The sequence below is a fragment of the Fictibacillus nanhaiensis genome (assembly GCF_023715445.1).
In the GTDB taxonomy this organism is placed as follows: domain Bacteria; phylum Bacillota; class Bacilli; order Bacillales; family Fictibacillaceae; genus Fictibacillus; species Fictibacillus nanhaiensis_D.
In genome coordinates this window covers 181,622-201,266 of the sequence record NZ_JAMBOD010000004.1, presented here as the reverse complement: position 1 = coordinate 201,266, position 19,645 = coordinate 181,622, and the positions used below count along the sequence as shown (strand labels likewise).

Sequence of the window (19,645 nt, the reverse complement as noted above, 5' to 3'; positions counted from 1 at the left end):
CCACCTTATATATTAGGGTGAGCCCTTTTTTATCGTAACTGGTAAGTCCACTTCAGCTTTTTTGAGCGAAACTAGGACAAGTTTGAGCGTAACTCAACAGTGTTGAGCGAAACCCGGCTATTCTGAGCGAAAACCCAGTAATCTTGAGCGAACGTGTAACAAAATATAAGAACACATACCGTAAAATCTATTATTCTATAAAAAAATAAACTATTTTTATATTTTAGTGAATGTAGTTATGATTAGAATATGATATGAATGTTATGGAAGATAAAAAAGGGGAGTGAATACATAATTGGCAAAGTTAAATCGAGATAATCAATATATTAGGGGAATCTCCCTCAAAAGAGATCAAATTTCTTCTTATGATCGTTTCCCTCTCAATCTTCCAGTCATTCGTAATTTTCAGAATTAAGATTCCATCCAAATGTTACGTATATCATTGGGGAAAATGGGATGGGGAAGTCAACTTTACTTGAAGGTATTGCTATTGCTTTAGGATTTAATCCAGAAGGAGGAACGTTAAACTTTAATTTTTCTAGTTATGATTCCCACTTAAATTTAGACGAATATATTCGTTTAATGAGGGGGGTAAACAGAGCCAAGGATCACTTTTTCTTTAGAGCAGAATCTTTTTATAATGTTGCAACGAATATAGAAGATTTAGATATGGAGCCAGGATCCAGTCGAAAAATTATCGAATCCTATGGAGGGAAATCACTTCACGAACAATCTCATGGAGAGTCTTTTTTTGCTGCGTTTATTGAACGGTTTCAAGGGAATGGCTTATACATACTAGATGAGCCAGAAGCGGCTTTGTCGCCGCTGAGACAAATGTCGATGTTAGCAAGAATAAATGATCTTGTTCGGAAGGGATCACAGTTTATTATTTCTACCCATTCACCAATCATAATGGCATATCCAAAAGCTAAAATTATTGAGTTAACAGAAGGCGGTATGCGAGAATCAACATTAGAAGAAACTAACCATTATTCAATCATGAAACAGTTTTTTGAAGATAAAGACCGATTATTACATCATTTATTTCAATAAGTAAGGAGATTACATGCTGACTAAAATAAAAGCCTGGGCTAAGAAATTAAAGAAGCATGTTTTTGTACTTTACTTTGCGTACAAAGATAAAAGAGTATTCTGGTTTACTAAGGTTTTTACAGCTAGTGTTGTAGCATATGCATTCAGTCCGATTGATTTAATTCCAGACTTTATACCGATTCTAGGTTATATTGACGATGTTATAATCGTTCCATTAGGTATTAAACTTGCATTGAAGATGATACCTAAACGTGTAATTTCCGATTGCGAGAGAATGGCTGAAGTGATGATGCAAAAAGAGAAACCAAAGAATTGGCTCACCGGTTCTACCATCATAATAATATGGCTTTTGATTTTGGTATGGGGTTTTAATAAAATAGTTAACTAACGGATGCGATTCTTCTTTGGAAGGGTCGTTTTTTAATGAAATCAGGTATTTTCATTAAAACAGTAGAAACAATTAAAGAGTAAAAATGGAGGAACTATGATTATTACGGAATCAGGCATAAAAAAGATAGCTTGGGATTTACTCCAAGCTATCTTTTTTAATTTGAATCTTTTACACTTGCAATCTCAATCTTTTCAACAAACATGTTGAACACACTCCGCTTTTGCTCAAGCCTCTTCAACTGTTCTTTTAGCTCGTTGTATTTTTCTTCAAACGGCTGCTGATACGTCTTTTTAATATTTTTGATCATTTCCTCGTTGATGGTGGATTGAATAACTTGTTTCGTGATCCCGAATTTATAAGAATAAAGTTGAAGTTCTGTCTTCACTTTTTCGTACTCTTCATCGATTTCTTTCTTCTGGTTTTCAATCTCTTCTTTCCATTCAAGCAGAGCATCTTTTACATACGGCTCCATCTTTTGCCTCCTTACAGCAGTTCATTCGTAAGTCTAACTTTTTATGTACTCAATACACTATTTATAATGAGAAGCTCTTTTATGGGGGTATTTTCATGCATTGACTAAATTTTTCCATAACCCTATGATTGGGTTAAGAACAATTGGAGAGGGACATTCTGACTATGAAACTTGATACGGAAAGACTTATTATCGTTCCTGTTGAACACCATCTTGTAGAGAAGCTTTCACCAGAAGATTACGAGATTCATAGGTTTATTAAGAGTTATCTTGCAGACTTAAAAGCCGATTCCAGTCTGCTTGGGTGGGGAGTTTGGTTTGTTATGGAGAAGGCGTCTGAAAAAATTATTGGTGACATTGGTTTCAAAGGGAAACCGGTCAATCTTACTGTAGAAGTTGAGTATGGCATTATTCCGTCTGCACAAGGAAAAGGCTATGCTACTGAAGCGGTGGAAGAAATTATAGATTGGGCGTTTTCTACAAATCTCGTACGTAAAGTTGTCGCTGAATGTTTAGAAGACAACCTCGCATCTGTCAAAGTGTTAGAAAAGCTGGACATGACTAGAACAGGACAAGACGGCGATATGCTGAAGTGGGAGTTAATACATCAATAGAGAGGGGTTCAGCTCTTGCACGAAAACTTTCTCCAAAGAAAAATTACGGCGACGTTCGTTACCACTGTCACTCTGGCAATGATTCTAGCACTTCTTTCATTAAGCGACATTGGTGCCGGTCCATCTGACTACGGAGAGGCTTTTTTATTTGCAACCATGTTATATGGATTGTATGGGGGAGTAACTATACTGGTTTATGGGAATCTTGTGTCTGCCCTAATTGAGTTTGTTATGAACAGATGGTTCAAAATAAACACTTGGATATACATTTTGCTTCACGGTGTTTTTGGTCTGATCATGCTCGGAGATCCAATCCTTGCAGTGTTTGGCGTAGGTTCAGCGATCTTGTATGCCTGCATCGACATGTGGATTTTCTATCGTATAAGAAATGAAAAACGAATAAAGATGCTCATGTTAACTCCTATTCCTATTTTTGCGGTGGTTTGGGCGGTCCTCAGCTTCATATCTCCTGATCCACCACCGTTTACTGCTGAGGATGCTATTGAATTCGTAACGTCAGGTGAAGGAACGATTATCGATAAATTTCCGAAAGATGAAGGCGTCATTACGGTTGGAAATGCTACACGAGAAACGAGTGTTGAAGAGATTAGGGATGAAGTATACATCGTGACGTTTACCGAGACGTGGAAAGATGATGATACAGGCGGTCCGTGGTTTATTTCATACAAAGTAGAACGGGGATCTTCAACTCTTTATGACGAAAGCAGTGTTCTTCAATAAATGGGAACTTATGGAATTGAAAAACGTATTTATTTTAAAAGGAGAGGATTCGAGTGAGCAGAGTAGAAGATGCGATCAAAAGTAAATTTAAGTGCCAGAAGTGTAGTCATACTGCTTGTAATACAAAAGAGCTAGCAATGACAGGCTCTGGATTAAGTAAATTATTAGATATTCAGCATAATCATTTTCTGTTTGTCTCTTGCATGAATTGCGGTTATGTAGAAGTCTATAATCCGAACGTTTTAGAAGGAAAAAAAGGCCAGTTGAGTTCAGTGTTAGATGTTCTTTTTGGCTGATCGTTTGACTTTAAAATGAAAGGTGCTGGCGTCCTATGCCAAGTATCGGCTGGCTTTTTGTAAGTATTGTGCTGGGAGGAATCATCATCGGAACATTCATCCATAAGTATAGGTACCGAAACTGGACGTGAGAGTTTTTTTAATATTGCTTCTAAATTAAATGCTGGAGACGTTAAATATAAAGTGAGAACACCTATACAAAACTTTGGTGTAAGTTACTATAACGATAATACTCAGTACGATATCTATGTAAAAAAAGAAGATGTCCATCTAGCTGCAAATGCTATGCAAAAGGGAAGGTAGAAAAGATCAGCTGCTCATCCTGAGGAACTTGGCATTTTCATCTCAACAATAATTCTCTCGTTCACTGATTTGTATATATGGTGAAGAAGAGAAGTTTCGTAAATTTCCAAATCACATTGAGGAGAAACATATGACTATTACATTTCAAGATCGCGTAACCAGCCAGGAAGAATTGAGAAATATGTTAGGGAGTCCCAGTCTTAGAGGACAAAACAAGGTGATTTCTACGCTTGATGATCATTGTAGAGAGTTTATATCGAAGTCACCATTTCTAGTTCTCGCTACCTCAGATGCTGACGGAAACTGCGACAGTTCGCCTAGAGGTGATGCACCTGGTTTTGTCTACGTGCTCGATGATCAGCATCTTATTATTCCTGACCGCCCGGGAAATAAAAGAGTGGACTCCATGTTGAACATTCTTACAAATCCTAAAGTGGGGTTACTCTTTCTCATACCAGGTATGGGAGAAACATTGCGGATAAATGGAGATGCGATGATTATAAGAGACGAAGCGATTTTAGAGCAGATGGCTGTTAACGGAAAAGCACCGCTGCTCGGGATTGTTGTAAAAGTAGAGCATTGCTACATACATTGCGGAAAAGCGTTCAAACGTTCAGGACTTTGGGAACCCGAAACGTGGTCAGCAAATAATGAATTACCGAATGCTGCAAAAATCCTGGCTGCACACGTGAATTTACCTGGGATGACGGAAGAAAGAGTAGCTGCAGATTTATTAGAAGGATATAAGAGTAAACTTTATTAATAATCAAAGGACCTGAGTTTGCTCGGGTCCTTTTTAGTATATAAAAAGTTATTTAAAATAAAGGTGGAACACTCTGTGGATGATTAAATACATTTTCTGGATCATATTTTGCTTTTACTCTACGAAGTCTTTCAAAGTTTGTGCCCCAATAGGCAGATCCAAAATTTTCGATATTTTCGTCTGGAACGTTAACATATGAGCCAACTACATATGGTTTCAATAGCAGACGTGTTCTTTCGACTAATGCAAGATTACTAGCTTCTTCTGATTTATCTACCCAAGAAGCATTTAATTCCGAGTAAAACAATGGTTTGCGCCAAAAGAAAGCTGTTTTGTCTTTCGGTAATCTGCTAATGGCACCGCCCCAATTGATAAAAAAGAAACCAGCTTCTGTTCCAGTTGTTTCTTCCAAAAATTGTTTCATTACTGAAATCGGTTTTTCCGGCCAAAGATTAGTTGCCCATGTCGAAGTGAATTTAGTACTCTGGTCAGATCTTCCAGGGATCGGTTCATCAGGATCGAGGAAATCTATGCAATCTGGATAGAATAATGTTTCTATAACAACAGATGACGGGGTTCCAGCACTTAATAAAGGTTCCATTAATCGAATCAGTTCAGGTTTGGAGCCAAAGAAAAGGCCTTCTGCATGACACAGTCCATTTACTCTGCTTAAAACCTCAAAAAAGCACCCTAATCGTTCGTCAACAAACGGGGCCCATTGTTGCCAAGCTCTAAATACCGTTTCGAATTGTTCCCATGGCCAAATGATTTTGAAGACGGTTGCTGTTTCAGGAGCACGATGAACTTTAAACGTGTATTCGGTATTATATCCAAAAGTACCACCGCCGCCTCCTCTAGAAGCCCACAATAAGTCTTCATTACAAGTTGAATTTGCTTTAAGGATCCTGCCTTTTGCATCCACGGTTTCTAGTGCAAGAAGATTATCAGATATAAGACCGATGGACCGTGAAATTACTCCAAATCCACCGCCAGTCGTAATTCCTCCGATTCCAACGGTTGGACTGTCTCCAAACGGTGCCATAAAACCTTCTCGAGCTAATCCTTTTACAAGTGGACCCACATGGATCCCTGTTTGAACGGTTGCAATTCCCTTCTTTTTATCTAAGTGCACTTTTTGCATGTCACTTACATCTATAACAATTCCGCCTTTCACTACCGAGAGATTCTTATCCAGGGCATGACGGCCGCCTCTGACACGCAGTGGTACATCATTCTCTCGAGCCCATTTAATAGCATTACTTACATCACATGCATTTTGTGCAAAAACGAAAACAAGAGGAAAGGTATCAACATAAGGGTTCCAGTTCTTGATTGCTTCCTTATAACCGGGGTCCCCTTTAAAGATTACTCTTCCTGTTAATCGTGTATTGTTAGATCCCACTTATCCCACTCCCGACAAAATCATTTTGTAGATATATACATATGCGGATAATGTATACACTGTTCGAATTAAATGTGCGTGGCCCTGTAACAAGTTGTCTTAATATGAATAAGATATATGGAATATTTATTAGGAGGCTTTCATTTGCAATACGGCAAAGACAACGCAGGGTATCATATGCCCAACGAGAATTACCCCATGAAAGATGGTTATCATGATTTGATGAACATCTGCAAACAAAGAGTAGGACAATATTGCGAGGTGGAAATGGCGAACGGAAGAGTGTATCAAGGCAAAATCCATAGCTATGACAACGACAATATGTACATGGTCATGCAAACTCAGAATAGAACAGAGCGGGCTTTTGGTTTTGGCGGCGGTTTCGGTTTTCCATTCTTTGCAAGTCCTTTCTTTCCTGGTTTCGGCCTTTTCGGTTTCCCGTTTTTTGGGATTCGCAGATTTAGACGTTTCTGGTGGTAAATCTTCTAAGCAATAATTCCTAATCAGGAGTTATTGCTTTTATTAATAATAAATAAAATGTAAAATTATGTTATATCGTAAGTGCATGGAACAGGATTAGCAGAGACAAGGAAATAATTAAAATGGAGTACTTAGTAAATCAGATGCAGCAAGGTGAACTGTGGTTCCTATTAATCCTTTTTGGATACTTCTATTTATGTGCTTAGCCCTGGTATTATTTTTTTACGATGAAAAGGAGGATCTTTAGTTGGAAAATATAACTAGTTTTGAAGTGGAAAGAGCATCTTCGTTAAAAGGTGAACAAGTAATACGTTTGCTAAAAGAAGTCGCCCAATGGTTAAAAAATAATGAAATTAATCAGTGGGGCTATCTTTTACAAGGTGGAGACGATATGGAGATCCTGAAGGCTATTGAGAATAAGGAAACATTTATTGTTATTGAAAATGGTGAGATGGTAGGGACGTTTACTCTATCATCTAAACAAAGTGAGTGGGATAAGCATATTTTTGGAGTTGAGGATTCTTCCGATTCGTTATATTTACATAGATTAGCCGTTTCTTCAAAGTACATGGGTAAGGGAATCGGTAAAAGCATGCTGAAGTGGATAGAAGAAAACCATCAGAGTGAAAAAACGTATTTGAAGCTAGATTGCGTTGCAGATAACCAAAGGCTAAACCAGTTTTATCGCGAAAACGGTTTTACCTATATAGGAGAGACGGATAACCATAGTAAATATCAAAAAGATTTGCTCAGGAGGTAGTATGGACCAGTCGTTTCGTACATTTTTAGAGAGTTTCAAAGAATCATGGAAACGCTCTTCCATTGACGACTTGAAAAAAGCAATTTCAAATGATTATCAAGCACGAGAGATTAGAAAGCGGGACATTTTTGATTTTGGTTACGACGAATCAATTGAGGGCTGGGAACAGGCTTTTAACCAATTTCGAGGCAAAGATGTGCAGTGGGTGTTAACTGAGGTGGGGATTATACCTTTGAGTGAGAATGAAGTGATGGCCATACTGTGGGCTTCAATAATCATTGAGGGAAAAAGTTTAGATACTGCGAATCTATTTTTTCAAACGTTTAGACTGGAGAACGAAGAATGGCAACTGGTAAGAAGTTATATTGAAGCGGGCTTACCGTTAAGTAAAATGAATGAAATACAATTTAATTAAGAAACTCTCTTAAGTGGTGGGCTTATTATTTTTAGAGGGGAGAGATGGGAAATGAGTGTGAGTTGTTTTATTTGCAATAAACATAACGGGGGCATTCAAACGTCAGGTGTTAAGATTTATGAAGATGAATTTGTGTACGTTGGCCATATCGATAAAGGCGGAAAACCATCTTACCTTGGGCATATTATGATCGATTTGAAGCGTCATGTACCTTCCTTAGGTGATATGACGCTAGAGGAAGCAAAAGCATTCGGTATGATAATGGCGAGAGTAAGTAACGCGATTCGGAAAACGGAGAGTGCAGAGCACATCTATGCTGTTGTTTCAGGTAATTCTGTTCCTCATCTTCACATGCATATCATTCCGCGTTATCCGAACACTCCTGAAGAATACTGGGGTCCTTGGGAAGTGTATGACTGGCCGGAAGCTCCATTCGGTAAAAACGAAGAAATCATTCAGGTGTGTGAGCGAGTTAAGCAATATTTGGAGAGCAATCCTTATGAATGAATTCAAATGGGTGGGAAGCGAAAAGCATTTTGTTGATGAACTAGATGTGAGTCAAGTTGGGCATGTAACGGTAGGAAGGTTCGGCGGGAACTCTTCTGCTGGTCAATATAAAAATGAAGATGGCTGTTTAGTTTGGGTATGCGAAAGCGGGAAATGGGAATTCACCATGTTGTTTGATGGTCACAAGACAGCTCAGAGTGTTGAGTTGGTTATCGATCATTTTAACCGGGAGAAGATACAAATTCAGAAAGTATTGATGCTGCCGGCGGGTGAGGCGTTAAAAAAGATGGACTCAATTATTTTAGATATTTTTCAGGCACCTGATTTTATGGAAGCATGCCGTAAGACTACAGGAGAAACCGCTTGTATGATCGTTATTCGGAAAGAAAAATATTTATGGTGGTTTTCAATCGGAGACTGTATCTTGCACGTGTTTCATCCTGAATTGATCGTACTTGGTGAGAGGCAGCTGAATCAGAGAAGTTTTTACGAATGGGTGGGCGAAGTGAACACGTTTGAGATGCCTGTTCCTTGTTACAGCACTGGAAAGAAAGAATTACGGCAAGGTGAGAGTCAGATTTTTATGACAACAGATGGATTAACGGAATGTCCGGGTGTGGCGTTTGAGGAGCCTGCAGCGGTAGAAGAAAAGTTTAAAGGTTACAGTGGTCAAGAAGGTGTTCAGATATTATTAGAAGAAGTTAGAGTAAAAGGTGTAAGGGACAGTACAACGATTATCTTCTGGTCTGTTCAAATTGAGGAAACGGCCACCTTGCCAAGTGATAGTGATATAAGTTAACTGTGGCTGTTTCCTCAGTTTATTATGGTTAGCATTGTGAGTTTAGGATTATAAGTTATCTGACTTCCAGATAATGCTGTAGGACACGTGGCGGAATGAATTTGAGAGGTAAAGGTCGTAAAGATACGATAATTGTTGGCGGCATAATAAAATCGCGTTGTGCTTGTTTCAAGTGATTATACATGACTTTGCCGGCAACGGAATTGGCAGAGTGAATGGTGATGCGGTTTGCAAATAGTTTCTCATCGACCATCATTTGGACAAGCATGGTACCATTTCTTGTTTTACTGATCAGGTCGTGATCCAATGACAGATGTTCGATATCGAAGTTTCGCAAAAGTTCAATACATTCGTCGATGGTCTCAACAAACACATAGCCCTCAGGCGGACTCCGGTAATCATCCATAAATACACTGATTTTCTCCATTTCTTGCACTCCCTTCGAAGAACGGAGGGTGACTAAGAAAAGTCGAAAGCCCTAAGTTTTTGTAATATATCAATCATAACATACTTTTTGCATTATTGGAAAAGACATATGTTTAAATATAATATTATTGAAAGTTTAGTAGAGTTTAACAAGAGGGCTAACTCAAAAGGAAAACTGCTTTTCAAATAGAAAAAATGAAACCAATCTTAAAACAAATCGTCTTTGTGATAGAACCAAAAATGAGGGCAATTAGGTTGGTGAGGTTGAAAAAGAAGATAGGCGTTTCACAGTTATTAGTGGTGTTTTCTATTTTGTAAAGGAATTTGTGCGGATTCAATAGAAATATGTGGTAATAGGCTAATGATAGAAGGTGATTTTAAATGATTAGAACTGCTGTAAAAGCGGATTTCTAAAGAGGTTGCAAGACTTTGTTTTAGTGAGACTTCGTTCAGGAGCTCACCAAAAAGAAGCTCATGATTTTTACAAAAGGATAGGCTATGAAAATATAAAATGGTGTTCAGCCTTAAATTTTGAGGTGACTAGAGGAGAACGGCAGATGGGGAATATCGATAAGCGTAAACGGCTGGAAAAAGAGGTTTTTACATACCGAGTGACGAAGAACAACACGGTTTTTATTGATTATCATGGCAGGCAAGTAACAACATTAAAAGGGAAGGAAGCGGAGAAAATCTTGAATAAAATCAATCAAGCTCCATCAGATCATGAGGTCCAGCTGATTCTCGCAAAAGTGACGGGCAATTTTAAAAGAGGTAACGAAAAAGATGCTACAAAGACAAAGAAAAATGGAAACTGAGGTATGACAGTTGCTGGGATGAGTTTTTATGCGGTTGTATTTGGTATTATCCTTTACCGCATTATCTTCAAACGTAAGATGCCTTCTAATAAATATACCCCTTATGATGACATCACGATGGGAAGACAGATTGATGTGATGAAGGATCAGCCGATATACGATACGAAACACGAGATTGAATATAAAGAAGAAACGAGGAATGAAAATGAACCAAAGTATTGAAATGGAGCAAAAGTTATCTGGTAAGAGTATTTATATACGTTTATTGACAGTTGAAGACGCTGAAGAAATGCTTCAGCTGCAGCTGGAGAATAGAACTTTTTTTGAGGAGTTCGCCATGGAACGTAAAGAAGACTTTTACACGCTTGAAAGTCATCGGAAACGTCTGCAGATGTTTGCTGAGAATGCGAAGCAAGATCTTGATTACTATTTTGGCATTTTTTCACATGAAGATGGTCGTTTGTTAGGGACTATAAATCTGTTTTCCGTTATTCGAGGCTCTATCCAGAGTGCGTTTGTCGGGTATTTCTTAGATAAGAAGCACAACGGAAAAGGCTATGCGACTGAGGCTGTTAAACTGATCGTGAAGTATGCGTTCGAAGAATTGAAGCTCCACCGTGTTGAAGCAGGAGTGATGCCTCATAACCTTGGCTCCATTCGTGTTTTAGAAAAAGCGGGGTTCGAAAAAGAGGGACTTGCTCGCAAAAATGTGAAGATCAAGGGTAAGTGGGAAGATCACCAGCAAATGGCGATTGTTAATCCAGCTGATTAAAGAGAATGTATGAAAAAATGGATAGCTTTTTTATTTGTTCTGATAGGCTTGGCAGGGTGCGGTGATCATGAAGAGCTGGTCAGAGTGGATTATCAAATGGGTGAGTGGAGAACGGGAGATGCCCAAATGATAACCGAAGAAAGCCAGGTAAGAATGATTGAGTCCATCTTCAAAAAAGTAAAATGGGAAAACGCCAAAGTACAGATGGACAGAAAAAAAGAACTAATCCTGACATTTTTTTACCGCTATGATCCGAACGAGCCTGAGAGACTAGAGGAGTATCAGATTTGGTTTAACAACGAAGTAACCGAAATCGTTGACCCGAACAAAAATAGGTATGGAATATTGGATGAAGCAGAAGCACAAAGATTAAAGGAAGTTATTAAGTGATTAGGGAGTCCAGGTGGCGCATTATTCTAGAATTCTTAATTTATCTCGAAAAGGAGGCTGCTCTACATGCCTAGTGTAGGGGTCTTTGCAGCTATATTTAATGAGCATAATCATATACTCCTCGTAAAAATTAAGTATGGTTCACAAAACTGGACTCTACCGGGTGGGAATTTGGATCCTAATGAATCACCGATTGATGGAGTGAAAAGGGAATACTTGAGGAGACAGGATTCGTTGTTGTGGTTGACCACTTAATCTCACTTTATTCTGCTCCTAAAAAAGATGATCTTGTTCTTTTATTTAAAGCCAACATTAAAGAGCAGCTGGAGTGGACGAATAACAATGAAATCGATCAAATAGCTTTCTTCAACAAAGATAATTTACCACCAGAACTACACCCTTGGAATAAAAAAAGAATTGAAGATGTTTATGAAAATAAGTTTAGTCATTTAAGGATTTTTTCCTGTCTGTAGTATAAATCATCTTTCTGCTCTATACTGAGTAATAGAATGTTCATGGAGTGATTATAGATGAGTAAAGCAAAGGGTAAAAAGAAGAGCGGGGTCGGCCAGGGTACTGGGAAGAAGGGCTGGAACCGCTGGAAATCCAGCAGCAAGAAAAAAGGTCCAAAACCGTATGTAAGTAAAGGGACGAAAAAGATAGATAAAGATCAAGAACAGAACGATTAATAAGAGCCAACTCACCATCCAAGTGAGTTGGTTTTTTTATTTGATCTCACCAAAAAGGTATATTTCCTCCTCCTTCACAATAAAATGAATTATCCATTTGTTACGAAGGAGGACGAGCAGTGACTGTAAAGAAAACGGACTATACGATTTCAGAGGACTTGGTTATTAAATACAACACACTCAGTGCAAAGAAGAAAGAGCTTGAAAAGGAACTGGATGAACTCAAGAATGTCTTTCATATTTACTTTGATAACCTTGTCGGCAAAAACGAAAAAGGAGAAGTTACCGTCAATAACTACAAGCTGCAAAGACAAATTCGAAAATCTGAAAAGTTTAATGATGAGAAGACAGTTCACCGGTTGACTGAATTAAATATGACGGACTTGATTCAGCATGTACCAAAGCCCGACGAGGAAAAAGTGAAGTCAGCGATCAATCTCGGATTAATTAAAGAAGAAGACCTTGAAGGCTGCCTTATTAAGAGTGCATCTCAAGCGATTGTTGTTAAAACACTTAAATAAAAGAAGGGTGACTTGCATCAAAAAGTCACCTTATTTCTGATGGAGAGTGATTGAAAAATGACAATTTTAGTAACAGGTGGTGCAGGGTATATCGGCAGTCATACCGTTCTTTATCTGAAAGAAAAGGGTGAATCCGTAGTTGTTCTTGACAATTTAGTAAAAGGCCATCGGCAATCCGTTTTAGAGGAAGTTCCATTCTATATGGGCAGTTTGAATGATGAACAATTATTGAACTATATTTTCCAGACTCATAACGTTGATTCGGTCATCCATTTTGCGGCCAGTTCCCTGGTTGGTGAAAGTATGAAAGAGCCTCTCTCTTATTATGAAAACAATTTAGGTGGAACTCTATCGCTTCTTAAGGTGATGCTTAAGAATAACGTGAATCGTATCGTATTTTCTTCGACTGCAGCAGTGTACGGTGAACCAAAAAACATTCCGATACAGGAGAATGACCCCGCAGAACCAACAAATCCCTATGGTGAAACGAAGCTTGCGATTGAAAAGATGCTTCAATGGGCGGATTGTGCATATGGATTAAAGTATGTTGCTCTTCGTTATTTTAATGCAGCTGGGGCAGATCCGCTGGGAAGACTAGGAGAAAACCATGATCCTGAAACACATCTTATTCCAATCGTACTGGAAGTCGCCCTGGATATAAGGAAAGAAGTAAAAGTGTTTGGTGATGATTACCCAACGGAAGACGGCACATGTGTACGTGATTACATTCATGTAATGGATCTGGCGGATGCTCATTATTGTGCGCTACAAAGGATTAGAAAGGAAAATAAGGGTGGTATTTATAACCTTGGAAATGGTAAAGGTTTTTCTGTAAAAGAAGTGATTGATACTTGCAGGGAAGTTACGCAACGAGAGATAAAATCGGTTAATTCTCATCAAAGACCGGGTGATCCAGCTGTGCTGATTGCCTCGTCACAAAAAGCACAGGAAGAACTAAAATGGCAGCCGAAATACACGAATTTAAAAGACATGGTTACTCATGCATGGAACTGGCATTTAAAACAGACAGGCATGGCACAAACATCTATTTAAAAACAAACAGCTCAAGAGCAATATGCTCTTTGAGCTTTTTTAATAGTTGGGATAGATGTAAAATCATCCATGTGCAATAATTGTTATTATATTCCATACATAGATAAGTATATTGGTAGAAAAAAGGGGTGCTGATCATCGATTTTTATTTTGTTAACCATTTTCCGTCTATGCTGATGGATAGTCTGGCGTTTCTTTTAATTGGTTTTCTTGCTTATCATATTTATCAAAAGCAAGAGGAGAAGCCGAAGAAGTGGAAAGTATTTATTGTTATCATTATTGGCCTTTTTTCATTTTCGTTTACCCTGCCTGTTTTTGAAACATTTATTAAAATTTCAATCCTTCCGCTTGGTGTGTGGATTTTGTATTTTATCTTTAGAAACAAGGTGGAGAAGTGGGTAGCTTACAGGCGTTTTGCATGGTTGGGATTCTTCGCGAACTTCATTTTTCTGACAGCAACATTTGCCTCGATTCTCTTCCACAACCTTCTTTATCCGGGAAGTGAAATTACGACTTATATAGCGGAAACGGGAGAGTTAAGTATAATTACGCTTCATCCTTCTGCACGAGAAGCGACGATAAATCAACTGGTTTTAAATCAACAGATCCAAACCATGAAAAGCAAAAGAATTGATAGTGATGGGTGGTACAGTGAAATCGTCCATATGGAGGATTCGCTTGGGAGACGTGTAGAAAGGTTTCCATATCAACTTGCAGGAACTTTTCCGAAATGGGGTAGTGCTTTGAACAACACCGTATATGTTGAAAAAGACGGAAAAGGATTACTTGTAACAACTCCGGAAAAACAGCTGTATTTCCGCTCTGAAAAATCTTTACTTACAGTGGGGAAAGAATGATGAATAAAAAATTGTCCTTAATTGTTTTTTCAATTTTAATCGTTTTTGCCGCTGTTTATTTGTTGTACTACTCAAAGCCAGCTGAATTGCCAGCAAAAGACGAATTGCTTCAAAAAATAAACAGCACTCTTCTTAATATAGGTGCTACAAAAGTTCAAGATACCATTTATGTTGATGATACACATGTGTTTGTGCCATTTATTACGAAGAATAACAAGTATGGGAAAAGCTTCTGGACATGGAATAAATATAAGTGGGAAGTGACTTCTATACAGTCTGGAGGGCAGCCTAGTATTTGGAAGATTGATAAAGAAAACCCAAATTCATACAAGATCGTTTGGAACATACATCCTGATGACAAACTGGATTCTATGAATCTTTACTTAATGAGAGAAAGAAACTATCATATTACAGGTGATATTCATGTGTATCAGCCAGGGGTCCAAATGGTGCAAAAGATTAATATAACGAACCGCTTGTTTGGATCAATGGATTTACCAAAGAATTGGGCAAATTTTCTGGATTCCATCTTAAGAGTGGAACTGGATAAACCTTTTATTAACACCTTTGAACTTGAGCAAGCCATGTACTTTGGCTGGAACAACGGCAAAAAATACGATGAAAATACCTATCCAAAGCTTAGCCAAAATGCGAGCGGCATTCAAAATGATGATCTCTCCTATGTAAGATATATGGATGACAATGACCTCGAATCTCAATAAGCTAAAAACAGTGCATCTCCAACAAGAGAAATATGCACTGTTTTTTTCTATTATCTGCTTTTTGCAGGACAGAAACTGGTTCAGCGTGTTTGATCTTTTGCAGGACGCCTTGAATGGAGGTGTACTCATCGTACAAGAATAAGAGAGTGTCGCCTGGCAGTGAGCGTTCCCATGCCTGAAGCATGGCTTTGGGTTCTTTGGATGAAATTGTTTACTAAATATTAAAAAAATTAAAATTATTTTAGAAATATATAGATTACTGTCAAAAGACTTAGTATAATTTACCTACTGGAAGTTTTTTACTTTCAAAAATTTAGAGAGGGGATAGCAGAAAAAATAATTAGAGAAACAGGGAGGATGTATAGATGGAAAAAACAATACTTCTAAGTTCCTACGAAATAAATACCAGCACGATGGCACTTTTACCTTTTTACAATGAATTCGGAGTTGTTCATACTGAAGTGTTAGAATCGGAAAAGAATGAAAGAGTTACCCTCAGTCCAATAAAAATAATCAATGAAAGTTGTTTGTTCTTCGGCTCCAGTTACGAAGGCAGGCGAGAAGCTGTCCGCCGCTCTATGGGCTATGTGAGTCTGTCCCCTATCATGATTAACCTCGAATTAGGCATTTTCTTTTTTCCTGTAGAATCACCCAAGAACGAAACGTGCATCTGGCTATCCCAATCACATGTTCAGCGAATAGAATCCGTAGACACGGACACATGCAGCGTCCACTTTAAGAACACCGCAAACCTGATCCTACCCCAATCCAAACATGCATTAGAGGCGAAACTGTTCCGTACCGCACAATACAGATATATATTGAGTGAACGTGTAAGTGAAAGAAATATGAGATATTAATAAGAGAAGAGATTCTTACAAAAAAAGCGCCTGATGCAGAGTGATGCATGGGCGTTTTGTTTTTGTTTTTTGGGGTTGAAATGAAGGAAGGAGGGAGATAATGACTTAATAAACCATTTCGAGGAGTTAAAAACCTATGATCTACATTTATAATGATTACGGCGGTACACATACCACAGTAATGGCTGCTGCTTTCCATTTAAATAAATTACCAAAGGAAAGACTCCTGACACGTGATGAGATCTTAAACGTGGATTATTTTAATAAATTGGATAGATCTGATATGGGAAGGATCATTTTTCATGGAGTAGACGAAGAAGGTGATTCTGTATATACAGTAGGCCGTGGAAACTCTAAGGCTTTTGTTCCTGGAATGAAGAACTTGATTGAGATTTTGCAAGAGAAGTCAGGAAAGAAAGAAAGATTTATATTTTCAAATACATCGCCGACTGTTCCACTGGCGATGACGATAGGCGGGTTCCTCTCAAGAGGACTAAAAATTGATTTTTTAGGTGTTCCTTTATTGGTTGTGGGTGCTAAACAAGCATCAGCTAGCATTGTCCAGCTGGTTCAGCACACGAAAGAAATGGCCCAATCATCTGATGAAGATGTAATCATATTAGATAACACAAAACAGTTATTATATTCAAATGCTTAATAAATTCTATTTAATATAGGCATGATGCCCGTTGCAGAAAGATATGCTGCGGGTATTTTTATTTTCTTTTATTAAAAAGAGTATTTTTTATAGGATTATTAGTAACGTAAACTTGTAACTTCTCGACTGTTTATAGAGGTGATAAACGTGAAAAGATTCCTTTGGTGCTTTTTGTTTTTAACAAGCATTTTCTTAATATCAGCATGTGAAGAACAGGAGTTAGAGAAACATTCTTCAGAGGTTCCTGATGCTGAAGAGGTATTAACGCTTGATCCGGACGCTGATATTTTCATGTGGACTAACGTGGTTTATAAAACGAATATAGATTGGGTGGAACCATTAAAGCTTACGAAAGATAAAGAACTTGGTGAAATTAATTCTGTATCATCAAAACCCGATAACTATCAGTATAAAAACGGGATGGCGAATAAGCTGCCAATCGGTTCAAAAATTTATTCTGTAAAAGAAAGAAATGATGTTTTGGTTGTCGAAGTCAATGGTATGGTTAAAAAGTATTTAGGTGCGAGTGAAGGGTAGATCATTGCACTTTTTCGGTACAAAAATAACAGCATACTTGGGGGACATCATCTTGATATTGAAATCCGTAACGTACATAAAAGAAAAGAGTCAGCAAGGATTTCCCTTTCAGCTGCCATTATTTCAGTCGTTAGAATCTCTTCACTTTCGAAAAAACGTTACCATTTTAGTTGGAGAAAATGGGACAGGGAAATCAACCCTCTTAGAAGCCATCGCTGAACAGGCGGGCTCTATCAGAATTGATGCAACTTATACAAACGATTCCATACAACAGCTTTCAGATCAGTTGAAGCTAACCTGGAGTGCAAGAACAAAAGAGGGCTTCTTTTTAACAGCTGAAGATTTTGTAAATTACGTAAAACGTGTTTCTGACATGCGGGAAGAAGCGAAACGAAATTTAGAAGAGATCGAAGTGGAGTATAAAGACAGATCTCCATTCGCAAAAAATTTAGCATCCATGCCGCATAACAATACGTTGTATGAGCTCCAAAATCTATATAAAGACGGGCTGGAGTTCAAGTCCCACGGGGAAAGATTCTTGGATTTTTTTCAATCGCGGTTTCGTCCAAAAGGTCTTTATATACTGGACGAGCCTGAAGTTCCATTGTCTCCAATGAAGCAGTTAAGCTTTATCTCCATGATTAAAGAGATGACGAAAAAAGAAGCTCAGTTTATCATTGCCACGCATTCACCGATCTTGATGGCGATTCCAGATGCGGAGATCATCAGTTTAGATTCGCTGCCGCCGCAATCTTGCCCCTATGAAGATTTGGAGCATGTACAAATCACAAAATCATTTTTAGAGAGCCCGGAACGGTATTTAAGGCACCTTTAAGTTACAAAGCTTATTAAAAAAACCTTCCTCGACAGGAAGGTTTTCATATTATGCTTGTTTTCTTTCTTCAGCATCGGCTTCGTCTTCATCAGAATCATCCTCATCAAAAGGTACAGCAAACTCTGTATCCGATCCCTGGCTTGTGAATAATGAAATTGCCACCAAGCTGATGACTCCAGCAGACATACCGTAAAGGATAGGGTTTGTTGACGTCAACCCTTCTACAAAAAGCCCTGCAAGGACGACGATTGTACTGATTAAGATGGCATAAAAGCCTGAAGCTGGTGTCGCTCTTTTCCAGAAGAAGGTCATGACCAACGGGACAAAGATGGCACCGGATAAAATGGCATAAGCCACATCAAGTGCAACCAAAACATCCTGTATCCAAATTGAAAAGGTAATGGCGATAATGCCAATAAGAAGAGTTGTGATCCTTGAGACCATCAACTGCTGTTTGTCAGATAAATTTTTCAGAAAATACTGCTTTACAATGTCGTTTGTAACTAACGTTGAAGAGGCGAGTAGCGAGCCGGATGCCGTTGACATAAGAGCAGAACAGACACTGGCTAGAACTAGGCCTAAAACTCCTGTAGGCAGGATGGTAAGAGCCATTGTTGCAAACGTATTTTGCGGGTCACCTATGTTTGGAATGACGATGAAGGCACACATCCCAATGATGCTCCCGGCAATCGCGTAAGCAAAGCTGTACACACCTGCAAAGATCGAACCGTTTCTAGCAATCTTGGCTGACTTAGCTGTGAAAACACGCTGCCAGATGTCCTGGGATACGACCATCCCTAGTGCAAACAGCATGAAGTATTGGAAGATTTGCTGATAGCCGATCGCTGAAAAATCTAAGTGTGATTGAGGCAGATTGGATAATAGATTTCCTAAACCATCAACTTTTGAAAGACTCATAGGGACCATGATGAAGAAAATACCGATAGTCATCACGATGAACTGAATAATATCCGTTACCGTAACACTCCACATTCCGCCAAGGATGGTGTAAAAAAGAACGATTCCGCCGCCGACAAGCATGGAGTTTGTAATACTCCAGCCTAAAAGCACGTTTATGATGGTACCCATTCCAATTACTTGTGTAACAGCAATCATCAAGGTGTAGATCGAGGCCACAATGGCACTGAGAAGCCTTGTTTCAGATTTATATCTTTTTCCTAATAATTCGCTGATCGTCGTGACTTTCAATGAATCGATCTTTTTTATAAAAATCGTACCAAGAAGAATAATGCCTAAACCGATCATAGACACGAACCAGATTCCGGAAATACCGAACTGATACCCAAGCTTTGTTGTTCCAATCGTTGCAGCACCGCCTAAAATAACAGCGGATAAGCAGCCGAGATACATGAACATGCCAAGATTTCGTCCTGCAAGATTGAAATCTTCAGATGTTTTTGCCTTTGTAGAACCGATAATCCCTGCGCCAATTAATACAGCAAAATATAAAAGAATAATAACCGTATCAAGTGTTTGCATGTTTAATAGCCTCC

Annotated in this window: 29 protein-coding genes and 1 pseudogene; 26 read left to right on the top strand and 4 right to left on the bottom strand. The window is 38.5% G+C overall.

The window, feature by feature from the left end:
* Positions 1-295 precede the first annotated feature (295 nt).
* Positions 296-1,053 (top strand): annotated as a pseudogene (locus M3196_RS13290) (AAA family ATPase).
* Positions 1,054-1,066: 13 nt separating this feature from the next.
* Positions 1,067-1,441, top strand: coding sequence for a YkvA family protein (locus M3196_RS13285; RefSeq protein ID WP_251322801.1), 375 nt, complete (start codon positions 1,067-1,069; stop codon positions 1,439-1,441).
* A 157-nt stretch (positions 1,442-1,598) separates the two neighbouring features.
* Here the strand turns inward: M3196_RS13285 and M3196_RS13280 are convergent, their stop codons facing one another.
* Positions 1,599-1,916, bottom strand: coding sequence for a hypothetical protein (locus M3196_RS13280; RefSeq protein WP_251322800.1), 318 nt, complete (start codon positions 1,914-1,916; stop codon positions 1,599-1,601).
* 164 nt (positions 1,917-2,080) lie between these two features.
* Between M3196_RS13280 and M3196_RS13275 the strand changes: the two genes are divergently transcribed.
* The 4 genes from M3196_RS13275 (at position 2,081) to M3196_RS13260 (ending at position 4,633) form a co-directional block, all read left to right on the top strand.
* On the top strand, positions 2,081-2,530 hold the full coding sequence (locus M3196_RS13275; protein ID WP_251322799.1) for a GNAT family N-acetyltransferase: 450 nt from the start codon (positions 2,081-2,083) through the stop codon (positions 2,528-2,530).
* A gap of 15 nt (positions 2,531-2,545) precedes the next feature.
* Positions 2,546-3,271, top strand: a complete 726-nt coding sequence (locus M3196_RS13270) for a hypothetical protein (protein WP_251322798.1) — start codon at positions 2,546-2,548, stop codon at positions 3,269-3,271.
* Positions 3,272-3,324: 53 nt separating this feature from the next.
* On the top strand, positions 3,325-3,567 hold the full coding sequence (locus M3196_RS13265) for a zinc ribbon domain-containing protein (protein ID WP_251322797.1): 243 nt from the start codon (positions 3,325-3,327) through the stop codon (positions 3,565-3,567).
* Positions 3,568-4,000: 433 nt separating this feature from the next.
* Complete coding sequence (locus tag M3196_RS13260) at positions 4,001-4,633, top strand: pyridoxamine 5'-phosphate oxidase family protein (protein WP_251322796.1); 633 nt, start codon at positions 4,001-4,003, stop codon at positions 4,631-4,633.
* A 52-nt stretch (positions 4,634-4,685) separates the two neighbouring features.
* Here M3196_RS13260 and M3196_RS13255 read toward each other — a convergent pair whose 3' ends face one another.
* Positions 4,686-6,035, bottom strand: coding sequence for an FAD-binding oxidoreductase (locus M3196_RS13255; RefSeq protein WP_251322795.1), 1,350 nt, complete (start codon positions 6,033-6,035; stop codon positions 4,686-4,688).
* A 144-nt stretch (positions 6,036-6,179) separates the two neighbouring features.
* On the opposite strand from M3196_RS13255, the gene M3196_RS13250 reads away from it, so the two are divergent.
* The 5 genes from M3196_RS13250 to M3196_RS13230 all read left to right on the top strand — a co-directional run bounded on the left by M3196_RS13250 (position 6,180) and on the right by M3196_RS13230 (position 8,996).
* On the top strand, positions 6,180-6,515 hold the full coding sequence (locus tag M3196_RS13250) for a hypothetical protein (RefSeq protein ID WP_251322794.1): 336 nt from the start codon (positions 6,180-6,182) through the stop codon (positions 6,513-6,515).
* Between the two features lie 247 nt (positions 6,516-6,762).
* Positions 6,763-7,275 (top strand): GNAT family N-acetyltransferase, encoded by a 513-nt coding sequence (locus tag M3196_RS13245; protein ID WP_251322793.1) that lies wholly within the window; start codon positions 6,763-6,765, stop codon positions 7,273-7,275.
* A 1-nt stretch (position 7,276) separates the two neighbouring features.
* Positions 7,277-7,690 (top strand): flavoprotein, encoded by a 414-nt coding sequence (locus tag M3196_RS13240; protein WP_251322792.1) that lies wholly within the window; start codon positions 7,277-7,279, stop codon positions 7,688-7,690.
* 51 nt (positions 7,691-7,741) lie between these two features.
* Positions 7,742-8,197, top strand: coding sequence for an HIT family protein (locus M3196_RS13235; RefSeq protein WP_251322791.1), 456 nt, complete (start codon positions 7,742-7,744; stop codon positions 8,195-8,197).
* On the top strand, positions 8,190-8,996 hold the full coding sequence (locus tag M3196_RS13230; protein ID WP_251322790.1) for a protein phosphatase 2C domain-containing protein: 807 nt from the start codon (positions 8,190-8,192) through the stop codon (positions 8,994-8,996). Before M3196_RS13235 ends, M3196_RS13230 begins: the two co-directional genes overlap by 8 nt.
* Before the next feature lie 55 nt (positions 8,997-9,051).
* On the opposite strand, the gene M3196_RS13225 is transcribed toward M3196_RS13230, so the two are convergent.
* Complete coding sequence (locus M3196_RS13225; RefSeq protein WP_251322789.1) at positions 9,052-9,423, bottom strand: cyclic-phosphate processing receiver domain-containing protein; 372 nt, start codon at positions 9,421-9,423, stop codon at positions 9,052-9,054.
* 556 nt (positions 9,424-9,979) lie between these two features.
* Between M3196_RS13225 and M3196_RS13220 the strand changes: the two genes are divergently transcribed.
* The 15 genes from M3196_RS13220 (at position 9,980) to M3196_RS13155 (ending at position 18,131) form a co-directional block, all read left to right on the top strand.
* Complete coding sequence (locus M3196_RS13220) at positions 9,980-10,237, top strand: hypothetical protein (protein WP_251322788.1); 258 nt, start codon at positions 9,980-9,982, stop codon at positions 10,235-10,237.
* A 3-nt stretch (positions 10,238-10,240) separates the two neighbouring features.
* Positions 10,241-10,459 carry a hypothetical protein gene (locus tag M3196_RS13215; protein ID WP_251322787.1) on the top strand — a complete coding sequence of 73 codons (219 nt, stop codon included), beginning with the start codon at positions 10,241-10,243 and terminating at the stop codon, positions 10,457-10,459.
* Positions 10,443-11,009: a GNAT family N-acetyltransferase gene (locus M3196_RS13210; protein ID WP_425311001.1), complete on the top strand. Its 567-nt coding sequence runs from the start codon at positions 10,443-10,445 to the stop codon at positions 11,007-11,009. Before M3196_RS13215 ends, M3196_RS13210 begins: the two co-directional genes overlap by 17 nt.
* A gap of 9 nt (positions 11,010-11,018) precedes the next feature.
* Positions 11,019-11,399 carry a hypothetical protein gene (locus tag M3196_RS13205; RefSeq protein WP_251322786.1) on the top strand — a complete coding sequence of 127 codons (381 nt, stop codon included), beginning with the start codon at positions 11,019-11,021 and terminating at the stop codon, positions 11,397-11,399.
* A gap of 66 nt (positions 11,400-11,465) precedes the next feature.
* Positions 11,466-11,654 carry an NUDIX hydrolase gene (locus M3196_RS22230; RefSeq protein WP_425311000.1) on the top strand — a complete coding sequence of 63 codons (189 nt, stop codon included), beginning with the start codon at positions 11,466-11,468 and terminating at the stop codon, positions 11,652-11,654.
* Positions 11,639-11,872, top strand: a complete 234-nt coding sequence (locus M3196_RS13200; protein WP_251322785.1) for a hypothetical protein — start codon at positions 11,639-11,641, stop codon at positions 11,870-11,872. Before M3196_RS22230 ends, M3196_RS13200 begins: the two co-directional genes overlap by 16 nt.
* A 57-nt stretch (positions 11,873-11,929) precedes the next feature.
* Positions 11,930-12,088, top strand: coding sequence for a DUF3934 family protein (locus M3196_RS13195; RefSeq protein WP_251322784.1), 159 nt, complete (start codon positions 11,930-11,932; stop codon positions 12,086-12,088).
* 119 nt (positions 12,089-12,207) lie between these two features.
* Entirely contained in the window at positions 12,208-12,609 is a 402-nt protein-coding gene (locus M3196_RS13190) for a hypothetical protein (RefSeq protein ID WP_251322783.1), read from the top strand.
* A 57-nt stretch (positions 12,610-12,666) separates the two neighbouring features.
* Positions 12,667-13,662, top strand: coding sequence for a UDP-glucose 4-epimerase GalE (galE, locus tag M3196_RS13185; RefSeq protein ID WP_251322782.1), 996 nt, complete (start codon positions 12,667-12,669; stop codon positions 13,660-13,662).
* A 128-nt stretch (positions 13,663-13,790) separates the two neighbouring features.
* On the top strand, positions 13,791-14,519 hold the full coding sequence (locus M3196_RS13180) for a hypothetical protein (RefSeq protein WP_251322781.1): 729 nt from the start codon (positions 13,791-13,793) through the stop codon (positions 14,517-14,519).
* The gene (locus M3196_RS13175; protein WP_251322780.1) at positions 14,519-15,241 is read left to right on the top strand and encodes a hypothetical protein; all 723 of its coding nucleotides are present in this window, start codon (positions 14,519-14,521) and stop codon (positions 15,239-15,241) included. Before M3196_RS13180 ends, M3196_RS13175 begins: the two co-directional genes overlap by 1 nt.
* Positions 15,242-15,606: 365 nt before the next feature.
* Positions 15,607-16,101: a competence protein ComK gene (locus tag M3196_RS13170; RefSeq protein WP_251322779.1), complete on the top strand. Its 495-nt coding sequence runs from the start codon at positions 15,607-15,609 to the stop codon at positions 16,099-16,101.
* Positions 16,102-16,237: 136 nt separating this feature from the next.
* Positions 16,238-16,759 carry a DUF3189 family protein gene (locus M3196_RS13165; RefSeq protein WP_251322778.1) on the top strand — a complete coding sequence of 174 codons (522 nt, stop codon included), beginning with the start codon at positions 16,238-16,240 and terminating at the stop codon, positions 16,757-16,759.
* A 147-nt stretch (positions 16,760-16,906) separates the two neighbouring features.
* On the top strand, positions 16,907-17,296 hold the full coding sequence (locus tag M3196_RS13160) for a hypothetical protein (protein ID WP_251322777.1): 390 nt from the start codon (positions 16,907-16,909) through the stop codon (positions 17,294-17,296).
* 52 nt (positions 17,297-17,348) lie between these two features.
* The gene (locus M3196_RS13155; protein ID WP_251322776.1) at positions 17,349-18,131 is read left to right on the top strand and encodes an AAA family ATPase; all 783 of its coding nucleotides are present in this window, start codon (positions 17,349-17,351) and stop codon (positions 18,129-18,131) included.
* Positions 18,132-18,179: 48 nt separating this feature from the next.
* On the opposite strand, the gene M3196_RS13150 is transcribed toward M3196_RS13155, so the two are convergent.
* Positions 18,180-19,631, bottom strand: a complete 1,452-nt coding sequence (locus M3196_RS13150; protein WP_251322775.1) for a sodium:solute symporter — start codon at positions 19,629-19,631, stop codon at positions 18,180-18,182.
* Positions 19,632-19,645 lie beyond the last annotated feature (14 nt).

Bases quoted from the DNA above. Each gene is read 5' to 3' on its own strand.
- M3196_RS13285 (WP_251322801.1), top strand. From the start codon at position 1,067: ATGCTGACTAAAATAAAAGCCTGGGCTAAGAAATTAAAGAAGCATGTT.
- M3196_RS13280 (WP_251322800.1), bottom strand. From the start codon at position 1,916: ATGGAGCCGTATGTAAAAGATGCTCTGCTTGAATGGAAAGAAGAGATT.
- M3196_RS13275 (WP_251322799.1), top strand. From the start codon at position 2,081: ATGAAACTTGATACGGAAAGACTTATTATCGTTCCTGTTGAACACCAT.
- M3196_RS13260 (WP_251322796.1), top strand. From the start codon at position 4,001: ATGACTATTACATTTCAAGATCGCGTAACCAGCCAGGAAGAATTGAGA.
- M3196_RS13240 (WP_251322792.1), top strand. From the start codon at position 7,277: ATGGACCAGTCGTTTCGTACATTTTTAGAGAGTTTCAAAGAATCATGG.
- M3196_RS13235 (WP_251322791.1), top strand. From the start codon at position 7,742: ATGAGTGTGAGTTGTTTTATTTGCAATAAACATAACGGGGGCATTCAA.
- M3196_RS13230 (WP_251322790.1), top strand. From the start codon at position 8,190: ATGAATGAATTCAAATGGGTGGGAAGCGAAAAGCATTTTGTTGATGAA.
- M3196_RS13225 (WP_251322789.1), bottom strand. From the start codon at position 9,423: ATGGAGAAAATCAGTGTATTTATGGATGATTACCGGAGTCCGCCTGAG.
- M3196_RS13220 (WP_251322788.1), top strand. From the start codon at position 9,980: ATGGGGAATATCGATAAGCGTAAACGGCTGGAAAAAGAGGTTTTTACA.
- M3196_RS13215 (WP_251322787.1), top strand. From the start codon at position 10,241: ATGACAGTTGCTGGGATGAGTTTTTATGCGGTTGTATTTGGTATTATC.
- M3196_RS13210 (WP_425311001.1), top strand. From the start codon at position 10,443: ATGAACCAAAGTATTGAAATGGAGCAAAAGTTATCTGGTAAGAGTATT.
- M3196_RS13205 (WP_251322786.1), top strand. From the start codon at position 11,019: ATGAAAAAATGGATAGCTTTTTTATTTGTTCTGATAGGCTTGGCAGGG.
- M3196_RS22230 (WP_425311000.1), top strand. From the start codon at position 11,466: ATGCCTAGTGTAGGGGTCTTTGCAGCTATATTTAATGAGCATAATCAT.
- M3196_RS13195 (WP_251322784.1), top strand. From the start codon at position 11,930: ATGAGTAAAGCAAAGGGTAAAAAGAAGAGCGGGGTCGGCCAGGGTACT.
- galE (WP_251322782.1), top strand. From the start codon at position 12,667: ATGACAATTTTAGTAACAGGTGGTGCAGGGTATATCGGCAGTCATACC.
- M3196_RS13175 (WP_251322780.1), top strand. From the start codon at position 14,519: ATGAATAAAAAATTGTCCTTAATTGTTTTTTCAATTTTAATCGTTTTT.
- M3196_RS13170 (WP_251322779.1), top strand. From the start codon at position 15,607: ATGGAAAAAACAATACTTCTAAGTTCCTACGAAATAAATACCAGCACG.
- M3196_RS13165 (WP_251322778.1), top strand. From the start codon at position 16,238: ATGATCTACATTTATAATGATTACGGCGGTACACATACCACAGTAATG.
- M3196_RS13150 (WP_251322775.1), bottom strand. From the start codon at position 19,631: ATGCAAACACTTGATACGGTTATTATTCTTTTATATTTTGCTGTATTA.